Source organism: Pantoea sp. USHLN256 (assembly GCF_037149875.1).
Taxonomy (GTDB): Bacteria; Pseudomonadota; Gammaproteobacteria; order Enterobacterales; family Enterobacteriaceae; genus Pantoea; species Pantoea nemavictus.
Map to the genome: position 1 here is coordinate 131,388 of NZ_JBBCQO010000004.1, position 18,619 is coordinate 150,006.

Genomic DNA, 18,619 nt, shown 5'->3' on the forward strand with positions numbered 1-18,619 from the left:
AAATTAAAAAAATATTATCGCTTGCTTGTGGCATGGATAAATGCGTTAATGCTCCGTCGGTCTGAATAGCAGACAGTTAGAAGGTTAGTTCCCATTGTATTTCTCATCCCAGTTAGTGCCGCTTCAAGCCCTTTCTCTTTGAGTCTTATCCTAAGTTCTGATTCGTATCTGCAACTCGGCCCTTACGCCAATAGGCTCATTTAAAAGGTAAAAATTATGTCTAACAAAATTCTTGGAACGGTAAAATGGTTCAACTCAGAAAAAGGCTTCGGCTTTATTTCTCCTGAAAATGGCAGCAAGGACGTTTTCGTCCACTTCTCAGCCATTCAGGGCACAGATTATCGCTCACTTGATGAAGGTCAGCGTGTTGAGTTTTCAGTTGAAGATGGTCCAAAAGGTCCGTCAGCAACAAATGTATTAGGTCTGTAATTATTCGCATTTATAATCGTTTAAGATGTCCGCATTGCCAGAGTTCACAATATCGCACCTCCGCGTTCGATATTACTAAAATGAACCCCCATGGCGCTAAATGTATTTTCTGCAAATCATCAATGATTGTGTTGAAAACTGCATAATAATGGATTATCTCTCCTGATTTTATATTGGGAGTTGTCAGGCGATTGCCTGATATAAGTATCACTAGCACTGCTTCGGCAGTGCTTTTTTTTGCGCTAAATACCGCGCTTTAGCACACTTATTCCTCTGATCGCTCTCGCCTTCACGTGATACATTCCTTGCCATCAAGTTACTTCACCTCAAATCAATGAGAATTAAGAAGATGCTTAAGCCTATGGCTATAGTCGCCATGCTGATGCTTAGCGGTTGTGCACTAAAACAGTATCCGCAATCCGCCAAGGTGAGCGATGCAGAAGCGCAAACTTATGACTGCGCAACATTGAACCAGGAGATAGCAAAATCTCTTAGCGTGCAGCAACAGATTGATAAAACAGGCGAATTTGATGCGCTGACGGTGCTCGGTTTCGTGGGTGATTTTGGCATCGGTAATGGCATTGCCAAAGCCAGCGCTAAGCATAACGCCGCGGCGCGATTATCACAGTTACAGGCGCTGAAATCGGTGCGTTGCCCGTCTAATGGTGCCTAATTATCACCAGCCAGACAGATAGCCCGTAGAAATGTGAGGCCAAAAAGCTGCAGTCAGCATGCGCAAAAAATGGTATAACGTTGGCGCATCTGCTTTATTGCCGGCTAATAAGGACCCTTCATGGCAAATACACAATATCTTCTCTGGGTAATGATTGGCACATTAACGCTGCTGAGTATCTTTATTGGTGTGGTCGTGGGTCGGGCAAAAACCCCGCGCATCGGCACAATAACCTTCGCCGGTTTATTAGCCTTTTTCTTGCTGGCAATTTTCCTGATCACGCGTTAGAGCTAAAACAGATAAATGCCACACGTCAGTTGTGGCAATGGTTTGGCGTTACGGGGCAGGATGCAGAGCAGCGCGGTGTTGAGCAATGAGTTGTTCCGCCAGAGAGCGATCTTCTTCATGTTGTGAAATGTAATGCTCATACGGATCTTTCACGCCCAAACTTTCAATATAATCGAGATGAGCCTGTTTTATTTCCCGGTTGATATATTGAATCACCTCTAAACCTGACTCATCGGCATAGGCCGGCGCTTTGCTTTTAATTGCGCGAATTAATTCCACGTTATTTTGCATAAACACTTCCAGATCAATTTTATAATAGTCTTTCATTGGCTCGCTCCTGTAGACATCATCAATATCTAACCTTAGCAGAGCATTATCATCGATTGTGACTATCCATGCGCAACATCCCAGCCGCTGCCATTGCGAATGTGGCCCCAGCAAGGAGTGATGTCCTGTTCTAACTGATAAATCAGAGCCAATATCAAATTCAGGTTATAGCGGGTTACTTCGTTATGTTGTGTGATGCACGGCGATGCGGACTCGATCAAATTGAAGTTACGGTATTTCTGCAACAGCGCCAGGTTGGGTAAAATTTCCTGTTCACGTTGGTAGTCGGCAAGGGCAGTGAAAAGATAGATATTTTTATCTGTCTGGCGATCGCGTCGTAGGGTATTTGGCAATAGCTTATTTAATAAGGTCACTGCTGCGGGGGTAATGGTGCCCATCATGGCTTCGCCTACTTTTGGCCACATAGTCTCCGCATAATCACCTAGATAAAATTGTGGCACGGCAGTAATGATGTTTTTAATGTTATGCCGGACGCCAAAGTAGAGTGCCGCACTGCCGCCTTTAGAGGCGCCGAGTATCGAAACATTTTCCGGTGTGGTCAGTTCTATTACCGAACGAATCAGTTGGCTCACGCCATGCTCAATATCGAAGTTCATATTGTTGCACAGGTAGTAAGCGGGCAGCCCCTGGAAATCATCTTTGATCCACAACACCGCCGATCGTGTATGTTGCAACAGCGTAAAGTCGTAGATGGTGGGATCTGGCAGGTTAAAACCCGACATGACGATCAATAAATGCCGATTATCATCGGCTGCCGGTTTATAGCGATAATGGATATCGAGAGCGGGACGAAAGTTAAAGATGTAGTCAGTCAAGGTAAGCGGCTCAGAAAAGGAGTTCACCGATCAAAGACGACACTTATGCTGGATAATTAAATGACTTGGGTGAGCGGCAGAAAAGCTTTAATTGGGGCTGCAGAGCGCAGCCACTTTTGGAATCTAACGAGGTTTACGCGCAGCCAGTAGAAACATCATTGGGCGATCGCGCTCTTCTGCCAGGGCAGGATTCTGTGCTAACTGTGCTTCATCGGGTCCCCATTCATCAAGATGGACGATCTCAAATCCTGCGGCAATCAGTGCATTAATCCAGGTAGCCAGTTTGCGATGCTGTTTTTTTACGCCATCGGCAAACCAGTTGCTGATGCGCTCACCCTCCTGCTGATAGTGATTTACCGGCCAACTACGCTGCTGTTGATCATCAATTATCCACTGCTGCGCCGTTGGCGCGGTGTATATCGGATGTTCGCAAGAGAACACCAGCGCACCACCTGGCGTTAAGGCATTGAACAGGGTGGCGAAGAGCGTATCAATGTTGCTGAGATAATGCAGCGCCAGCGAGCTGTAGGCGAGATCAAAGGTTTCGCTGAGTTGCAGCGTTTCTAAATCGGCACGCTGATAGCGAATGCCCGTTCCTTGAGTCATGGTCGCGGCTTGCGCCAGCATCTTCTCTGAGACATCGAGCCCCAGTACCTCACGCGCGCCTTGCTGTTGTGCGTAACGGCAAAACCAGCCATAGCCACAGCCGAGATCGAGAATGCGTTTGTCATCCAGATCGGGCAGTAATGCGCGCAGTGCGGGCCATTCCGGTGCGCCGTCCAATCCCTGCACTGAACGTGGCAGCGTGGCATAGCCGGCAAAAAAATGCGGGTCGTCGTAAATATTCTGGCTCATACAGGCTCCTTTATATGATGCGCAAAGGAGTTTAGGCGTTTAGCGAGGAAAGTAAAGCTGCGTAATTATCCCACAAATAACAGATGCACCAGGCGAGCCAGCGTTTCTAGCAGCAGCAAGCTGCCGATGAAGATAACGATCAAGACACCAATAAATTGTTTACGGCCGCTCATGCTGTTCCCTCCGCTGGCTAAACCTGACCGGACTATACTTTAAGCCGGGCTCACTAAACTTCCAGTCAACCGGGGAAGATTACATGCTTTACCAACGGTTAAGTGCGCAAATGTGGCGAAACATTTGGGTGGTGGGCGATTTACACGGCTGCCGCGCCCAGCTTGATGCGCAGCTCCTCAAGCGGGATTTCGATAAGCAGCAGGATTTATTGCTGTCGGTGGGCGATTTGATTGATCGCGGGCCAGACAGTCCCGGCTGTTTAGCGCTATTGCAAGAACACTGGTTTCGCTGTGTGCGCGGCAATCACGAACAGATGGCGCTCGCCGCGCTGGATGGGCGCGATCAGACCTTGTGGATGATGAACGGCGGCGAATGGTTTTGGCAGTTGAAGGGCGCAAAGTTAATCGCTGCGCGCCATGCGTTGAAACGCTGCGCCGATTTACCGTTGGTTTTGCATCTGGAATTCGGTGACCGCGTGGTGGTGATTGCTCACGCCGATTATCCTGCCAGCTATTATGCACTGGGGCAGGATGTCGATTGGCAACAGGTGGTGTGGAGTCGCGATCGGCTGGGACGCCATCAACGTGGCGCTTCAGCAAACATTGCGGGCGCCAGCGATTTTTACTTCGGCCACACGCCGTTGGAGCAACCGCTGCATGTGGCGAATCAGCATTATATTGATACCGGCGCGGTTTTCGGCAACTGTCTCACGCTGGTAAAATTGCAGTAATGCTTAGCGGAACAGACGCCCGTCGCGCACCAGCTCACGCGGATAACTGTTTTTGATCCGATTGCCGACTTTTTTGGCCAATCCTAAAGGTTGTGACTGATAGGTCACAATCACCTCATCGCGATTCGGTAGCGACTCAGGATGAATATCCTGACCGCGATACCAGGTTTCTGCCTCCGCATCGGTAAGGGCAAAATCCAGCGCGCTGCCTGGCTTACTCAACGCGACAACGGCTTCATGCTGCCAGCGATAACCTTTCGGGAAGGTTTCTGCCAGCTTAAGGCCGATACGCGAGAAGCGCACTTTACCCAGCCAACTTTCCAGCGCTGCCGGGAAGAGCCACAGCTCTTTATCGCGCTGCCACAGCGTGTGATTGTCATCCCATTGCAAGCCTACTTTTGCTGCTGCCTGCTGTACCTCGGCGCTGAGCTTACGGCTGGCCGGTGAGAAGGGCAGTTTGCCCACTTTATAGGTCGGTGCGGGCAACCCGGGAATGCTGGCGGTTTTACGCAGGCGCGCCACAAAGAAGCCTTCGCTATCGAAAATTTGCGGGAACACGTGCAGGAAACCTTCCGGTGTTAAAGCCTGATCGGCGCCAGCAAATAGACCATTCAACGGCACAATTTCTACCGCATCGGGATAACGCTGTTGCAACCAGTGAATCACCTGCTGGTTTTCAATCTGATTGAGCGTGCAGGTCGAGTAGATCAGCGTGCCGCCGGGTTGTAATGCATGGAAAGCGCTGTCAATGAGATCGCGCTGGGTTTCAGCGATCGCTTCGGTGCTGGCCAACGTCCAGTTACGCAGCGCATCGGCGTCCTTACGCACCACGCCTTCGCCAGAGCAGGGCGCGTCCAGCAGAATGGCATCGAAACGTTCCGGCAGCGCCGCGCCAAACACCCGACCATCAAAATGGGTGAGCGCCACATTGCTCACGCCGCAGCGGCTGATATTGGCGTGCAGCACTTTGACGCGACTGGCGGAATATTCGTTGGCAAGGATGGCGCCTTCATTGCGCATCAGCGCGGCCATCTGCGTGGTTTTGGAGCCTGGTGCTGCAGCCACATCCATCACCTGACGCGCATCGGGTGCGGCGTCGAACAGTGCGGTAACCGGCAGCATCGAGCTGGCTTCCTGAATATAAAACAGCCCGCTAAGGTGCTCCGCAACGCTACCTAGCGGCAGCGACTCATCGTCACGCTCAATCCAGAACCCTTCGGCGCACCACGGAATGGGTGACAACCGCCAGCCATAATCAGCGGTGCGGACGAGGAAATCATCCACGCTAATTTTTAAGGTATTAACGCGTATGCTGCGGCGCAGCGGTTGCTGGCTAATGGCGAGAAAGCGTTGCAATTCAGCGTCATCAGCGAGGCTGGCGCGCATTAGCGCGAGGAAATCTTCGGGAAAGCGATCGGACACGGGCATCTACCGGGAAACAAAATGAGCGCGAAGTGTAACATGCGAAAAAGAATCGGGCAGCCAGGCTGCCCGATTTGCTTAAGGTTGATTAGGATCCGGAATCGCCGTGCCCCAATTGCGCCACTCTTTTGGCGCTTCATCCTGCAGCAGGAAGTGTTTGTTGGCGCCGGCCTGTGGTGCTAACGGTACCGTTGGCGGCGTTGCAAACTGCACACCGCCGCGAATGAATTGCTGGAAGGTACCGGTTTTCAACACGCCGCCGATCAGGCCGAAATCGAAGTTATAACCGGAAGCCAGCCAGAACACCGAGTTGTTACGTACCAGATGCTGGTATTTCTTGCTGATACGCAGCGCGATCTGTACGCGATCGGCCATGTTACCCAACGACGTGCCGGTCACGGTACCGACTTCAACGCCACGGAACAGCACCGGCGTTCCCACCGACAGCGATCCCGCGTCAGCGGCATCGACATAAATCGTTAAGCCGTTAAGGTAACGAGAATCGGTGATAGTGCTTTCCTGCAGTTCAAAGGTGCGCGCCGGAGAACCTTTGCCCGGATCGACGTTGAGGTAAGGCTGCAGCAGCGTTTCGATATGATTAACCCCTGCGGCAGAAATCTCCGGCGACACCACCGAGAAGCGGCTGCCGATGCGCGCGAAGTCCTGCACGTATTCCGGATAGAGCACCGCTTTTGCTACCACCTGATTGTTATCAGAACTCAGCGCCAGCGATTCAACCTGACCGATGTTGATGCCGAGATAGCGGATCGGCATACCCGCAGCCAGTTTGCTGGCATCGAAGGTGTGCAGCGTAATCTGACTGCCGACGGCACGCGCCACGGTTTCTGAAGAGTACAGCACGCGCTTCACGCCTTTCACCGCCTGCGCTCCAGTCAGATTATCAAAACTGATCGCACCTTTAAGGGCGCGGTTGAGCGGAGATGCCTGCACCGTCAAACCGCTGCCGTTGAGCTGCACTTTGGCACCACCTTCGGCCCAGAATACGCTCTCGCTGGTAAGTAACTTGCGATACTGCGGCTGAATGTGAATCGAGATTTCAAAGGCATCCGCGCGCGGCACGACATCAACCACTTCACCCACCTGGAATTTGCGATACAGCAGCACCGAACCGGCCTGCACATCTGGCAAGCTGTTGGCGGTCAGTTTTAGCGTGGTCGGTGGCTGTTCGCCGACAATACCTTCCTCCGCACGTTCCGCATCGGCATATAAAGGATAACGACTGGACGGATTGCCTTTCGCGCCTGGAATCAGGCGAATGCCGCCATCGACCCACTCGCGTGCGCTGGCACCCAGCACCTGCATACCATCAAGGCCAAACTTCACGTCGAGGCGGCTATTCACCACAAATTTACTGTCGGCGTGCACCAGCTTGCGGTGTTCAGGATTAATGGCGGCGACGAAGCTGATGCCATTCTCATCCAGCGTACGGGAAATCACCTGACCAATTTTCATGCCATACAGCATCACCGGCTGGCCCGCATCAATGCCATAGGTTTCCGGCGCGCTGAGTTTTACCGTCAACACATCGGGCTTTTGCAATAGCGTTTCGCTGGCGGGCAGCACGGTGAATTGATCCTGCGGCTCGCCTTCTCCGGGCACCAATTCGAGGGTGTTGCCGGTCAACAGGCTGCTAAGGTTGGTATCAGTCAGGCTAATTTTCGGTGTGCGCATTTCAATGCGCGTGCCGCTGCGCATCAAACTGGTTACCGAAGGGTCAACCGTGAGTTCGCCAGTGACTTTACCGCCATCCTGCAGGTTAAGTTTGGTCAAGGTGCCGACTTCCAGGCCCTGATACATCAGCGGCGTGCTGTCGGCTTTCAGATTGTCGCCGCTCGGTAAATCAAGTTTGACCTGAACCCCGCGCTGACTGCGCGCTAAATCCGGGTAGAGTTGATAGGTGGCATCGACGTTAGCCTGCTGCCCGTCATTGGGGGAATCAAAAGCAATCGCGCCATTAACCAGGGCGGCAAGGCTTTCCAGTTTCACCTTGGCACCGCTCAGGCTGACATCCGCATCAACGCCGGAAACGTTCCAGAAGCGGCTCTGCTTTTTCACCAGATTGATGAAGCGACGCTCAATCAGCACATCGATGGTCACGCCATCTGTGCTGTTATTCAGGCTGTAATCGTAAACACGACCCACCGGAATTTTGCGGTAATAGACCAGTGAACCGGTATTGAGTGAGCCAAGGTCCGGCGCGCGCAGATGAATCAGCAGTTCACCGGTATTGACGCGATATTTCGGTTGGGTATCTAACGCGGTAAAGCGTTCGCTCTCTTTGCCTTTGCCCGGCATCATGCCGATGTAGTTACCGCCGACTAATGCATCAAGTCCGGACACGCCGGCCAGTGAGGCTTTTGGCGTCACCAGCCAGAACTGCGTGTCTTCACGCAGCGCATCGCGCATATCGCTCTTGATACTGGCTTTGATCTGGATGCTGCGATAATCATCGCTCAGCACGATGCCTTGCACCGTGCCCACTTCCACGCCCTGATATCGAATCGGCGTGCGGCCGGGCACGATGCCGTCGGCGGTCTGGAAGTTAATGGTGATCGTCGTACCGCGCTCTTCATAATTGGTCCATAACAGCCAGCCTGCGATCAGCAAAGCGATAATGGGCAATAACCAGAACGGCGAAATCTTGCGCTTATTGCGCAGATTGGCGCTAGTCGGTGTAGTCGGCGTTTCCTGTTGCATGTGCATCCCAGATCAGGCGGCTATCAAGCCACTCTACAGCCATAATGGTCAGGACAACGGCAGCGCCAAAATAGAAGGCGGCCGGTCCCATGGTAAAAGCCAGTAACTGATCACGATTGACCAGCGACATGGTTAACGCAATCACGAACAGATCCAGCATTGACCAGCGACCCACCCAGGTAACGGCGCGCAGCAGACGAATGCGGGTTTTTAAGCCCTGTTCGCATTTAAAATGAATACTGATCAGTAATGTCAGCATCACTAATACTTTGGTAAACGGCACCAGAATACTGGCAATAAAGACCACCGCAGCGACCGGCACATTGCCGGATGCCAGGCCCAGAATGCCGGAGAAAATGGTGTCTTCGCGGCGTGCACCGTTAACGTAAACCACCGAAATAGGCAGTAGATTGGCAGGAATCAGCAGCACAATTGAGGCGATCAGCGCCGCCCATGACTTCTGCAAACTGTGGCGACGGCGATAGTCGAGTGGTGTATGACAACGCGTACAGCGCCCACGCGCATCGGGCACGCCAGTTTGATGGCAGTTGAGGCACACTTGCCACTCTTCCGGCGGCGAAGTGGGCATGGCTTGCGGATAATAGTGTTCCCACAACTGCTCGACGTTAAGGTGAATCAGCGTCAGCAGGCTGAGTACCGTCAGCGCTATATAGGCCACTAAGCCATAACCCACTTCCAGCGCGGCGTAATCCTGCACCTTTATCGATGCCACTGCCACGCCGACCAGATAGATATCCAGCATTACCCACTCTTTCAGCTTATCGAGCATCAGCAGGACCGGACGCAGGTTCATACCGAGCGCGTTACCCACCCACAGATAGAGAATGCCCGCCACCAGCGTGACCGGCGCGCCGATGGTACAGAACGCGACCATCGAAGCGGTCAGCGTGTTGCCCTGCTGTGCCATCTGAATCACACCTTCCAGCAGGCTCGCGTTAATACGCATTCCGAGCAGGCGAATATCGACCAGCGGCAAGCTGAAGGCGAACGGCATCAACACGATCATCACCACCGCCATGGCGGTGAGGCGGGTCATTGACCAGTCACGTCCGCTCTGTATTTGTGCATGACAGCGTGGGCAATAGGCCGTCTGATGCGATTTCACATCCGGTAAGGAAAAAAGGGTATCGCATTGCGGACAACGCTGATAACGTGCGTGGGGCAACGTCTGGCTGATAGCGTGAATTTTCATAGGTGACGCGAGTGCCCATCGTTCGTTACGTTTACCGGCATGCTGAGTAGAGCCATTCTGCCTGCAATAATCGGTGGTACAAGAATATCCTTCATCACCGACTGCTAAGGGTATAGTAACTAACTCAATGATTCACCTTATGCGCCTGGATTATTAGTGCTTATTTTAACAACTGAGTGACAACAAGGTCACCACAGTGACGAGTTATGGTTGAACAATGAACAAAAAAGCTTTTTACGAGGATTTAAATCGTGATGTCCGCGCCCTGTTGGCGGGTGAAACCTCGTTCCTCGCAGCGCTCGGCAATTGCAGTGCGCTGTTATTTGAACGCCTGGAAGGCGTGAACTGGGCTGGATTCTATTTGCTGACTGAGCCGAATACGCTGGTGTTAGGTCCTTTCCAGGGCAAAATTGCTTGCGTACGCATTCCGGTGGGTAAAGGTGTGTGCGGTACCGCAGTGGCTGAGGACAAAGTGCAACTGGTGGAAGACGTGCATGCGTTCCCGGGCCATATCGCTTGTGATGCTGCAAGCAACGCCGAAATCGTGATTCCTCTGAAAGTGAATGGCACTCTGGTGGGTGTTTTAGACATTGATAGTACGGTTTATTCTCGCTTCGATAGCGAGGATGAAGCGGGGCTGGTGGCCCTTACCGACGGGCTTTGTGAAGTGCTGGCGGGCAGCGACATCGTAAAATTTATTCAGCTGACGCACAGCTAATCGACTGGATCACATAGCATTTGGCGATGTTGTCATTATAATGTCGCCTGTTCATGCCTGCTCTGGTCGGCAAATCCGTTGTAATCAGGAAATTTCATGGAAAATCAACCTAAGTTGAATAGCAGTAAAGAAGTCATCGCCTTTTTGGCGGAGCGTTTTCCGCAATGCTTTAGCGCCGAAGGCGAGGCGCGTCCGCTCAAAATCGGCATTTTTCAAGATCTGGTCGAGCGTGTTCAAGGCGAACTGAGCCTGAGCAAGACGCAACTGCGTTCTGCCTTACGTCTATATACCTCTAGCTGGCGTTATCTTTATGGCATCAAAGCAGGTGCCATTCGTGTTGATCTCGACGGTAACGCCTGTGGCGTGCTGGATGAGCAACACGTAGAACATGCGCGCAAGCAACTGGAAGAAGCCAAAGCTCGCGTTCAGGCGCAGCGCGATCAGCAGAAAGCGAAGAAGCGTGAAGCCGGTGAAGAGACCGCTGAACGTCGTCCGCGCAAGCCTGCTCCGCGTAAAGCTGCCGAAGGTGATGCAACGCGTAAGCCGCGTCCACAGGCTCCGCGTGCGGCCTCTGCTGAACGTAGTGCTCCGCAGCCACCGCGAGCCAAACCTGTCACTGATACCTCAACGCTGCAGCCTGGCCAGAACATTAAAGTGACTGCAGGCAAAGGTGCAATGGACGCTACCATTCTTGAGATCACCAAAGATGGCGTTCGGGTTCAGCTCGCTTCCGGCATGGCAATGATTGTGCGCGCAGAACATTTGCAGTTCTGAAACGGAGGCTGACCCTGGCATGAACAATTTTTTAAAGATCGGTATGATCGCGGGCCTGCTATTAGCAGGCCCCACCTTTGGCGCAGACAACATTACCCGCGCCGACCAGATTCCCCAATTGCATGAAGATCCACAGCATCCCACCGTTAGCGAACGCGTTACGTCACGTTTCACCCGCTCTCACTATCGCCAGTTCGATTTAAATCAGGACTTTTCTGCGAAAATCTTTGATCGCTACCTGAATCTGCTGGACTACAGCCACAACGTGCTGCTGGCATCGGATATCGCGCAATACACCGATAAAAAAACCACCGTTGGTGATGAGTTCCGCAGCGGTAAGCTGGATGTGTTTTACGATCTCTACAATCTGGCGCAGAAACGCCGCTTTGAGCGCTATCAATATGCGCTGAGTGTGCTGAGCCGCCCAATGAATTTCACCGGCAATGACACCATTGACATTGATCGGGCAAAAGCGCCCTGGCCGAAAAGCGTGGATGAGCTTAACGCGCTTTGGGATGCCAAAGTTAAATATGACGAACTGAGCCTGAAGTTGGCCGGCAAAGATGAGAAAGAGATGCGTGAAACGCTGACCAAGCGTTACAACTTTGCCATTCGTCGTCTGGCGCAAAGCAACAGTGAAGATGTGTTCCAGCTGGCGATGACCGCGTTCGCGCATGAAATCGATCCGCACACTAACTATCTTTCACCGCGCAACACAGAACAGTTCAATACCGAAATGAGCCTGTCGTTGGAAGGTATCGGCGCCGTGCTGCAGATGGACGATGATTACACGGTGATCAACTCAATGGTGGCGGGTGGACCGGCTGCGAAGAGCAAATCGATCAGCGTGGGCGATCGCATTGTTGGCGTTGGCCAGCCAGGCAAGCCGATGGAAGACGTTATCGGCTGGCGTTTGGACGATGTGGTTTCAAAAATCAAAGGACCGAAAGGCAGCAAAGTACGCCTGGAGATCCTGCCAGCCGGTAAGGGTACCAAAACCCGTACTGTAACGCTGACGCGTGAGAAGATCCGCCTGGAAGACCGTGCCGTTAAAGGCACCGTACATAACGTGGGCAAAGAGAAAGTCGGCGTGCTCGACATTCCTGGCTTCTACGTTGGTCTGACTGACGATGTGAAAGTACAACTGCAAAAACTGCAGAAGCAGAACGTCGACAGCGTAGTTATCGATCTGCGTACCAATGGTGGCGGTGCATTGACCGAAGCGGTTTCACTGTCCGGTCTGTTCATTCCGAGCGGTCCAGTGGTGCAGGTTCGTGATAACAACGGTCGTGTGCGTGAAGACAGCGATAACGATGGCATTGTTTACTACAAAGGTCCGCTGGTGGTGCTGGTTGATCGCTTCAGTGCTTCGGCATCGGAAATCTTCGCCGCTGCGATGCAGGATTACGGCCGTGCGCTGATCGTCGGTGAACCCACCTTCGGTAAAGGTACCGTGCAGCAGTATCGTTCTCTAAACCGCATCTACGATCAGATGCTGCGTCCGGAATGGCCAGCGTTAGGCTCGGTGCAGTACACCATTCAGAAGTTCTATCGCATCAACGGTGGCAGCACCCAGCGTAAAGGCGTAACGCCTGATCTGCTGATGCCTACCGGTGTTGAAGCGGCAGAAACCGGCGAGAAGTTCGAGGATAACGCGTTACCTTGGGACAGCGTGAATGCGGCAAGCTATACCAAAACGGGCGATATTGCCCCGCTGGTACCGCAGCTGACCAAAGAGCATGCCGATCGCATCGCTAAAGATCGCGAGTTCCAGTACATCATGAAAGATATTGCGCGTTTCGACGCAATGAAGGACAAGCGCAATATCGTGTCACTCAATCTCGCGCAGCGTGAGAAAGAGAATCATGAAGATGATGCACTGCGTCTGGAGCGCATTAATGCGCGCTATCAGGCGGAAGGCAAAGCACCGCTGAAGAGCATCGAAGATCTGCCAAAAGACTATAAAGAGCCGGATCCTTATCTGGATGAAACGGTGAAAATCGCTAATGACATGGCGCAGCTGGAGAAATCTCAGCCAGCTGCTCAGGCCGCGAAATAGCTCCTCGGCATCTGAAACAGCACCGCTTCGGCGGTGCTTTTTTTTACACTCAACTTGTTGTTAAGACCTGCTAACGCACGGTATCGCGCTCTTTACGACTCAATGTAAAGTTATGTCTTTTTAGGCACTTAAAGATTAAGGTTGCTTGAAAAGCGCGGCAATGACCATAGGATAGATATCCGCGCATAAGCGCGTGCACAACTGAGGAAGATTAACGTTTATGATGCGTATTGCTCTTTTCCTGCTCACCAACTTAGCGGTGATGTTGGTTTTCGGACTGATCTTGAGTCTGACAGGAATCCAGTCAAGCAGTGTTCAGGGTCTGATGATTATGGCAGGTCTGTTTGGCTTTGGCGGTGCGTTTGTTTCACTGCTGATGTCCAAATGGATGGCGTTGCGCTCTGTCGGTGGTGAAGTGATTCAACAACCCCGTAATGAGACGGAACGCTGGCTGATGGAAACCGTCGGCCGCCAGGCACAACAGGCTGGCATTGCGATGCCGCAGGTGGCGATTTATCACGCGCCCGATATTAACGCTTTTGCGACTGGCGCGCGCCGCGATGCGTCGCTGGTTGCCGTTTCAACCGGACTGTTGCAAAACATGAGCCGTGATGAGGCGGAAGCGGTGCTGGCGCACGAAATCGCCCACATTGCTAATGGCGACATGATCACCATGACGCTGATTCAGGGTGTGGTGAACACCTTTGTGATCTTCATCTCACGTATTCTGGCGCAGATCGCCTCGGGCTTCCTCTCCGGCAATCGCGACGGTGAAGAGAGCAGCAACGGTAATCCAATGGTTTACTTTGCGGTGTCGATGGTGCTGGAGTTGCTGTTTGGTTTCCTCGCCAGCATCATCACCATGTGGTTCTCGCGCCATCGTGAATTCCACGCCGATGCAGGTTCAGCCAAGCTAGTAGGACGCGAGAAGATGATCGCTGCACTGCAGCGTCTGAAAACCAGCTACGAGCCGCAGGAACCAAGCAGCATGATGGCGTTCTGCATCAACGGTAAAAACAAATCGTTGAGCGAGCTGTTTATGTCGCACCCGCCGCTCGATAAACGTATCGAAGCGCTGCGCAGCGGTGAATACCTGAAATAGTTGTGAGACACAGCATAAACAAGGGCGCCTGATGGCGCCCTTGTTATTTCTACGATTCAGCTGGCTGACGGGATTGCGTCATGCGCGCCAGACTTACCACGGCAGCGACGGTGGCAAAGCTACCGGCTAACACCAGCGATGCATGCGTACCGCTGTCGTTGAACAAATTAAACATCAGCGCCACCAGAGCTGCGCCGCTACTTTGTCCGACCAACCGTGCAGTGCCTAACATACCGCTGGCGCCACCGCTGCGATTACGCGGTGCAGCGGAGATAATGGTGTGATTATTCGGTGACTGGAAGAGGCCAAAACCGGCACCACATAGCATCATGCGCCAGATAATATCGGCATCGGTTGGCTGAGTGGGCAGCAACGCCAGCAGGAACAGACCGGCAGCGAACATGGCTAATCCCAATCCGCCCAAAAGCCCGGCATGGAATTTTTCGATCAGTCGACCGGCAATCGGCGCCATTACCATTGTCGCTAACGGCCACGGTGTGAGAAGCAAGCCAGTTGCCACTTCATCACGACCCAATACATTCTGCAGGAAGAATGGCAGTGCGACCATCGCCAGCATTTGTGCGCAAAACGAGCAGATTGAGGTGCCAATTGAGAGAGAGAAAATTGGAATGCGCAGTAAATCGACCGGCAGCAGCGGCACCGGCATCGATAACTGACGACGAACAAACACCACACCAACCAACACTAACGCCACCAGTTCCGCCACGATCAGCCAGCCATTTTGGCCCTGAGAGAAACCACTGAGTGCAGAAATCAACAGACCAAAGAACAGCGCATTCATGATGGCACTCGGCATATCAAATTTTTGCTGCTTAGCTTTCTGAGTGTTATCTGGCAGGAAGCGCAGCGCCAGCCACAATGCCAAGATGCCCAGTGGGATGTTGATGAGGAATAGCCATTTCCAGCTGGCGACAGAGAGAATCGCCGCCGCCACGGTTGGCCCTGCAGCGCTGGAAACGGCAACAATCAGTGAGTTGATCGCCATACCGCGCCCGAGAAAGCGCTGCGGATAGATGATGCGTATCAGCGCGGTGTTGACGCTCATGAGTGCAGCACCACCAAAACCTTGCAGTACACGCGCCACCGTCAGCATATTCAGTGACGAGGAGAGGGCGCAAAACAGGGATGTGGCGATGAACAGCGCCAATCCGACCTGATAGATGCGGCGATAGCCGAGCATATCACCGAGAAATGACAGCGACAGCAGCGAAATTACGATAGCAATTTGATAAGCGTTAACGATCCAAATCGATTCGGCCGGACTGGCGTTAAGTTCGCGTGCAATGGTCGGCAAGGCAACGTTAGCGATAGCGCCGTCCAGCACCGCCATCATGATGCCCAAAGCGATGGTGATAATCGCGCCATAACGCTGCGGAAGAGGTAATCCATCCTGAGAAACGGTAGCAGACATAAATAGGATAAGTGAAGGAAGTGAATATCATCATGCTAATCAATTCGCTGCGGAAAAGCACCGCATTCATTGACATAAAATTACGTGTGGATGTGTCACTTAACCTGAGTCGTTGCTGCAAACCTGCTGAAACGCATATACTGCCATTTCTGTTCCGTTTTTTTTGAAACACCGTTGAAAAAGGATATGCATCATGGCGAACAATGATAACGATAAACAACCAGACTCCGTTTCATCGGTGATGAAAGTGTTTGGCATTTTGCAGGCGCTGGGTGAAGAGCGCGATCACGGCATAACCGAATTATCCCAACGGGTAATGATGTCCAAAAGCACGGTTTATCGCTTCCTTCAGACCATGAAATCGCTTGGCTACGTGGCGCAGGAAGGGGAAAGTGAGAAATATTCGCTGACGCTGAAGCTGTTCGAGCTCGGTGCCAAGGCCCTGCAGAACGTTGATTTGATTCGCAGTGCCGATATCGAAATGCGAGAACTTTCACGCCTGACCAAAGAGACCATTCACCTCGGCGCGCTGGAAGAAGACAGTATCGTTTACATCCATAAAATTGATTCGCTCTATAACCTGCGTATGTATTCACGCATTGGACGCCGTAATCCGCTGCACACCACCGCCATTGGTAAAGTGTTACTGGCGTGGCGCGATCGAAGCGAAGTGCAGGAGATCCTGAGCGAGGTTGAATTTCGTCGTAGCACGGCGAAGACCATCGTTAGCGCCGATGCGTTGCTGGTAGTGTTAGATCAGGTCAAAGTGCAGGGATTTGGCGAAGATAATGAAGAGCAGGAAGAGGGCTTACGCTGCATTGCAGTACCGGTTTTTGATCGCTTTGGTGTGGTCATTGCGGGGTTGAGCATCTCGTTCCCAACCATCCGCTTTTCAGAAGAAGGGAAAAATGAATACGTTGCGATGTTGCATCGTGCTGCACGCAATCTGTCAGAGCAAATGGGCTATCATGACTACCCTTTTTGACAGGAATAACGGGCTGTTGCCAGCCCGCTTAAACACTTAATTGTCGACCACTTCACCACTTTTCTTCAGTAACGGACAATCCGTTACGCCAACGATGCCGCTGTCTGTGTGCAGATACTGCGCCGTGATCATGCCGCGCGCGGTCAGATAGCTGCACTGCAGCCCCAATCCCGCCGCATTCTTATTGCTGCCGGTAAGCACGCCATAGCCTGTCAGCAGCATGGCTAACCAAACCAACACAACCAGCATAATTGTCCGAATGAGTAGTTTCATCTTCTCTCCTTGTGATACATAACGCAGCTCTCCCGTAGTTGCTGCCAGACCTACTGTAGCAGCATGCCTCGCTTTAGCCATCGAATCGATCAGAGATAACTGAAAGAGCGGGCAGGGCGGGATATTCTGCTTTCAGCGGCTACCCATTATCTTTTGCGCTAGCAACGAGTAGAATCAGCGGCGGAGTAGATGTTTGATTTTTGACTATAGAGGCAGTTATGAACGAATTAGCCGCAAACACCAGTCCGCTGTTCACCTATGGCGTCCTGGCCATCATCATTATTGTGGCCTTTATTGCCTGGTTTTTCGTCAATCGGGCTAGCGTGCGCGCCAGTGAGCAGATCAGCCTACTGGAAGCGTTAATAGAAGAGCAAAAGAAGCAGAACGCGCTGCTGCGACGTTTGGTAGAGGCTCAGCCATCTACAGCAAAACCCAACGCGGATGAAGACGCGGATGAAAAACACGATTTTATTCGGATGATACCGGAACGTTAAGCATTAAGTAATACGCTTCAGCGGTGATAACGGCGATCGCTTGCGCACTGAAATGGTGCGCAGCAACCTGAGTTAAAGTAATTGAGCAGGGTGTTCTAACAGCAAAGCGTTGCGGTTTAGCCTGGATGGTGAATATCAACCAGGATTAATCCTAAGGTGATTTTGTTAAATCAAGCTCAATGATGTTTTTTTTAACATTTAATTGTTGGCTGCATAGTTAAAAATGAGATAAATGCCACGTAATGTTAATGCGTTTAAATGGGGCGTATATTATTCCGGCCTCCTGATTTTGGTGCAAAACAATTAATAACTTATACCGGTCAAATCTATTTGTACAAGATTTGTACAGGGCGGGGTTGTTGTGCAGCAGGGGGAATTTTTAGTGGAATATTTTATTGATGCCATATTAGTGCAATATTTTTAGCGTAATGTTAACCGCTTAAATTGTACCGAATTAACTGTTACCGCTGCGCTTGACGAAGCAACATTCTGACGCTAAGTATACTGACTGATAACCCTTTTTTTGGCGGTTAATGCAGGTTGCGGCATTATCTACGTGAGTAAGTCGCTCGATGTATTAACTAATTATGTGCGTCACGTCGATCACTGTTTAAAAATGGCTTGCCATTAATTTGCGGATATGTGATAACAAATCGTGGGTCAAACGAGGTACAGTTCTGTTTATGTATGGCATCTTCAGTAAAGAAGTTACGAGTAAAGACGTTGACGTTGAATACCGCTTCCTTGCCGAACCTTAAATTAGTGCCTCATTCAGTAATGTCTCTGGTTTATCTGTAAGTCTGCCTGCGGGCAATATAATCATTGAAAGGAAATTTGCGAAATGGCAAAGATTAAAGGTCAGGTTAAGTGGTTCAACGAGTCTAAAGGTTTTGGTTTTATTACTCCTGCTGACGGCAGCAAAGATGTGTTCGTTCACTTCTCTGCAATCCAGGGCAATGGTTTTAAAACGCTGGCCGAAGGCCAAAATGTTGAGTTCGAAATCCAGGACGGCCAGAAAGGTCCTGCTGCGGTCAACGTTACCCCAATCTGATTTCGCCCTCAGGCTCGGTGCCATGCACCACTGAAACGAATCTTAAAGCCCTGTTCAATGAACAGG

21 protein-coding genes are annotated in these 18,619 nt (G+C 51.7%); 13 read left to right on the top strand and 8 right to left on the bottom strand.

What is annotated here, in order from left to right; genetic code table 11:
- Positions 1–216 precede the first annotated feature (216 nt).
- The 4 genes from cspE (WFL93_RS12340) to WFL93_RS12355 all read left to right on the top strand — a co-directional run bounded on the left by cspE (WFL93_RS12340) (position 217) and on the right by WFL93_RS12355 (position 1,390).
- On the top strand, positions 217–429 hold the full coding sequence (cspE, locus tag WFL93_RS12340) for a transcription antiterminator/RNA stability regulator CspE (RefSeq protein WP_007889586.1): 213 nt from the start codon (positions 217–219) through the stop codon (positions 427–429).
- A 2-nt stretch (positions 430–431) separates the two neighbouring features.
- Positions 432–575: a cold shock small protein YmcF gene (ymcF, locus tag WFL93_RS12345; protein WP_101764610.1), complete on the top strand. Its 144-nt coding sequence runs from the start codon at positions 432–434 to the stop codon at positions 573–575.
- A 203-nt stretch (positions 576–778) separates the two neighbouring features.
- The gene (locus tag WFL93_RS12350; RefSeq protein ID WP_336778250.1) at positions 779–1,102 is read left to right on the top strand and encodes a hypothetical protein; all 324 of its coding nucleotides are present in this window, start codon (positions 779–781) and stop codon (positions 1,100–1,102) included.
- A gap of 120 nt (positions 1,103–1,222) precedes the next feature.
- A complete protein-coding gene (locus WFL93_RS12355; protein WP_162838743.1) occupies positions 1,223–1,390 on the top strand; it encodes a hypothetical protein in 168 nt (55 codons plus the stop codon).
- 48 nt (positions 1,391–1,438) lie between these two features.
- Here the strand turns inward: WFL93_RS12355 and WFL93_RS12360 are convergent, their stop codons facing one another.
- From WFL93_RS12360 to WFL93_RS12370, 3 genes are all read right to left on the bottom strand, one after another.
- Positions 1,439–1,717: a hypothetical protein gene (locus WFL93_RS12360; protein WP_007889595.1), complete on the bottom strand. Its 279-nt coding sequence runs from the start codon at positions 1,715–1,717 to the stop codon at positions 1,439–1,441.
- 62 nt (positions 1,718–1,779) lie between these two features.
- Positions 1,780–2,553 carry a hypothetical protein gene (locus tag WFL93_RS12365; protein ID WP_336778251.1) on the bottom strand — a complete coding sequence of 258 codons (774 nt, stop codon included), beginning with the start codon at positions 2,551–2,553 and terminating at the stop codon, positions 1,780–1,782.
- 123 nt (positions 2,554–2,676) lie between these two features.
- Complete coding sequence (locus WFL93_RS12370; protein WP_007889598.1) at positions 2,677–3,408, bottom strand: class I SAM-dependent methyltransferase; 732 nt, start codon at positions 3,406–3,408, stop codon at positions 2,677–2,679.
- Positions 3,409–3,664: 256 nt separating this feature from the next.
- Between WFL93_RS12370 and WFL93_RS12375 the strand changes: the two genes are divergently transcribed.
- Positions 3,665–4,312 (top strand): metallophosphoesterase, encoded by a 648-nt coding sequence (locus WFL93_RS12375; RefSeq protein ID WP_336778252.1) that lies wholly within the window; start codon positions 3,665–3,667, stop codon positions 4,310–4,312.
- A 3-nt stretch (positions 4,313–4,315) separates the two neighbouring features.
- Here WFL93_RS12375 and rsmF read toward each other — a convergent pair whose 3' ends face one another.
- From rsmF to yebS, 3 genes are all read right to left on the bottom strand, one after another.
- Positions 4,316–5,740: a 16S rRNA (cytosine(1407)-C(5))-methyltransferase RsmF gene (gene rsmF, locus WFL93_RS12380; protein ID WP_336778253.1), complete on the bottom strand. Its 1,425-nt coding sequence runs from the start codon at positions 5,738–5,740 to the stop codon at positions 4,316–4,318.
- A gap of 72 nt (positions 5,741–5,812) precedes the next feature.
- Positions 5,813–8,452 (bottom strand): PqiB family protein, encoded by a 2,640-nt coding sequence (locus WFL93_RS12385; protein ID WP_049852155.1) that lies wholly within the window; start codon positions 8,450–8,452, stop codon positions 5,813–5,815.
- Positions 8,421–9,665: a membrane integrity lipid transport subunit YebS gene (gene yebS / locus WFL93_RS12390; protein ID WP_049852156.1), complete on the bottom strand. Its 1,245-nt coding sequence runs from the start codon at positions 9,663–9,665 to the stop codon at positions 8,421–8,423. Before yebS ends, WFL93_RS12385 begins: the two co-directional genes overlap by 32 nt.
- 217 nt (positions 9,666–9,882) lie before the next feature.
- Here yebS and WFL93_RS12395 point away from each other — a divergent pair, with 217 nt between their 5' ends.
- The 4 genes from WFL93_RS12395 (at position 9,883) to htpX (ending at position 14,318) form a co-directional block, all read left to right on the top strand.
- Positions 9,883–10,383, top strand: coding sequence for a GAF domain-containing protein (locus tag WFL93_RS12395; RefSeq protein ID WP_007889607.1), 501 nt, complete (start codon positions 9,883–9,885; stop codon positions 10,381–10,383).
- Positions 10,384–10,479: 96 nt separating this feature from the next.
- Positions 10,480–11,157, top strand: a complete 678-nt coding sequence (gene proQ / locus WFL93_RS12400) for an RNA chaperone ProQ (RefSeq protein WP_336778254.1) — start codon at positions 10,480–10,482, stop codon at positions 11,155–11,157.
- 19 nt (positions 11,158–11,176) lie between these two features.
- Positions 11,177–13,216: a carboxy terminal-processing peptidase gene (prc, locus tag WFL93_RS12405; protein WP_336778255.1), complete on the top strand. Its 2,040-nt coding sequence runs from the start codon at positions 11,177–11,179 to the stop codon at positions 13,214–13,216.
- Positions 13,217–13,436: 220 nt separating this feature from the next.
- A complete protein-coding gene (htpX, locus tag WFL93_RS12410) occupies positions 13,437–14,318 on the top strand; it encodes a protease HtpX (protein WP_007889611.1) in 882 nt (293 codons plus the stop codon).
- A 49-nt stretch (positions 14,319–14,367) separates the two neighbouring features.
- Here htpX and WFL93_RS12415 read toward each other — a convergent pair whose 3' ends face one another.
- Positions 14,368–15,750: an MFS transporter gene (locus WFL93_RS12415; RefSeq protein ID WP_336778256.1), complete on the bottom strand. Its 1,383-nt coding sequence runs from the start codon at positions 15,748–15,750 to the stop codon at positions 14,368–14,370.
- Between the two features lie 193 nt (positions 15,751–15,943).
- Between WFL93_RS12415 and kdgR the strand changes: the two genes are divergently transcribed.
- Complete coding sequence (gene kdgR / locus WFL93_RS12420) at positions 15,944–16,735, top strand: DNA-binding transcriptional regulator KdgR (protein ID WP_336778257.1); 792 nt, start codon at positions 15,944–15,946, stop codon at positions 16,733–16,735.
- A 36-nt stretch (positions 16,736–16,771) separates the two neighbouring features.
- Here the strand turns inward: kdgR and WFL93_RS12425 are convergent, their stop codons facing one another.
- Positions 16,772–17,008, bottom strand: a complete 237-nt coding sequence (locus WFL93_RS12425) for a YobH family protein (RefSeq protein ID WP_336778258.1) — start codon at positions 17,006–17,008, stop codon at positions 16,772–16,774.
- A 218-nt stretch (positions 17,009–17,226) separates the two neighbouring features.
- On the opposite strand from WFL93_RS12425, the gene WFL93_RS12430 reads away from it, so the two are divergent.
- The 3 genes from WFL93_RS12430 to cspE (WFL93_RS12440) all read left to right on the top strand — a co-directional run bounded on the left by WFL93_RS12430 (position 17,227) and on the right by cspE (WFL93_RS12440) (position 18,553).
- Entirely contained in the window at positions 17,227–17,502 is a 276-nt protein-coding gene (locus tag WFL93_RS12430; protein ID WP_007889620.1) for a YebO family protein, read from the top strand.
- A 683-nt stretch (positions 17,503–18,185) separates the two neighbouring features.
- Positions 18,186–18,260, top strand: a complete 75-nt coding sequence (locus tag WFL93_RS12435; RefSeq protein WP_110866451.1) for a DUF2627 domain-containing protein — start codon at positions 18,186–18,188, stop codon at positions 18,258–18,260.
- An 83-nt stretch (positions 18,261–18,343) separates the two neighbouring features.
- Positions 18,344–18,553 (top strand): transcription antiterminator/RNA stability regulator CspE, encoded by a 210-nt coding sequence (gene cspE, locus WFL93_RS12440; RefSeq protein WP_007889622.1) that lies wholly within the window; start codon positions 18,344–18,346, stop codon positions 18,551–18,553.
- The last annotated feature ends 66 nt before the right edge of the window (positions 18,554–18,619 follow it).

Excerpts from the sequence above, each read along its gene's own strand:
- cspE (WP_007889586.1), top strand. The coding sequence starts at position 217 with ATGTCTAACAAAATTCTTGGAACGGTAAAATGGTTCAACTCAGAAAAA.
- WFL93_RS12350 (WP_336778250.1), top strand. The coding sequence starts at position 779 with ATGCTTAAGCCTATGGCTATAGTCGCCATGCTGATGCTTAGCGGTTGT.
- WFL93_RS12355 (WP_162838743.1), top strand. The coding sequence starts at position 1,223 with ATGGCAAATACACAATATCTTCTCTGGGTAATGATTGGCACATTAACG.
- WFL93_RS12360 (WP_007889595.1), bottom strand. The coding sequence starts at position 1,717 with ATGAAAGACTATTATAAAATTGATCTGGAAGTGTTTATGCAAAATAAC.
- WFL93_RS12370 (WP_007889598.1), bottom strand. The coding sequence starts at position 3,408 with ATGAGCCAGAATATTTACGACGACCCGCATTTTTTTGCCGGCTATGCC.
- WFL93_RS12375 (WP_336778252.1), top strand. The coding sequence starts at position 3,665 with ATGCTTTACCAACGGTTAAGTGCGCAAATGTGGCGAAACATTTGGGTG.
- rsmF (WP_336778253.1), bottom strand. The coding sequence starts at position 5,740 with ATGCCCGTGTCCGATCGCTTTCCCGAAGATTTCCTCGCGCTAATGCGC.
- WFL93_RS12385 (WP_049852155.1), bottom strand. The coding sequence starts at position 8,452 with ATGCAACAGGAAACGCCGACTACACCGACTAGCGCCAATCTGCGCAAT.
- yebS (WP_049852156.1), bottom strand. The coding sequence starts at position 9,665 with ATGAAAATTCACGCTATCAGCCAGACGTTGCCCCACGCACGTTATCAG.
- WFL93_RS12395 (WP_007889607.1), top strand. The coding sequence starts at position 9,883 with ATGAACAAAAAAGCTTTTTACGAGGATTTAAATCGTGATGTCCGCGCC.
- proQ (WP_336778254.1), top strand. The coding sequence starts at position 10,480 with ATGGAAAATCAACCTAAGTTGAATAGCAGTAAAGAAGTCATCGCCTTT.
- prc (WP_336778255.1), top strand. The coding sequence starts at position 11,177 with ATGAACAATTTTTTAAAGATCGGTATGATCGCGGGCCTGCTATTAGCA.
- htpX (WP_007889611.1), top strand. The coding sequence starts at position 13,437 with ATGATGCGTATTGCTCTTTTCCTGCTCACCAACTTAGCGGTGATGTTG.
- WFL93_RS12415 (WP_336778256.1), bottom strand. The coding sequence starts at position 15,750 with ATGTCTGCTACCGTTTCTCAGGATGGATTACCTCTTCCGCAGCGTTAT.
- kdgR (WP_336778257.1), top strand. The coding sequence starts at position 15,944 with ATGGCGAACAATGATAACGATAAACAACCAGACTCCGTTTCATCGGTG.
- WFL93_RS12425 (WP_336778258.1), bottom strand. The coding sequence starts at position 17,008 with ATGAAACTACTCATTCGGACAATTATGCTGGTTGTGTTGGTTTGGTTA.
- WFL93_RS12430 (WP_007889620.1), top strand. The coding sequence starts at position 17,227 with ATGAACGAATTAGCCGCAAACACCAGTCCGCTGTTCACCTATGGCGTC.
- cspE (WP_007889622.1), top strand. The coding sequence starts at position 18,344 with ATGGCAAAGATTAAAGGTCAGGTTAAGTGGTTCAACGAGTCTAAAGGT.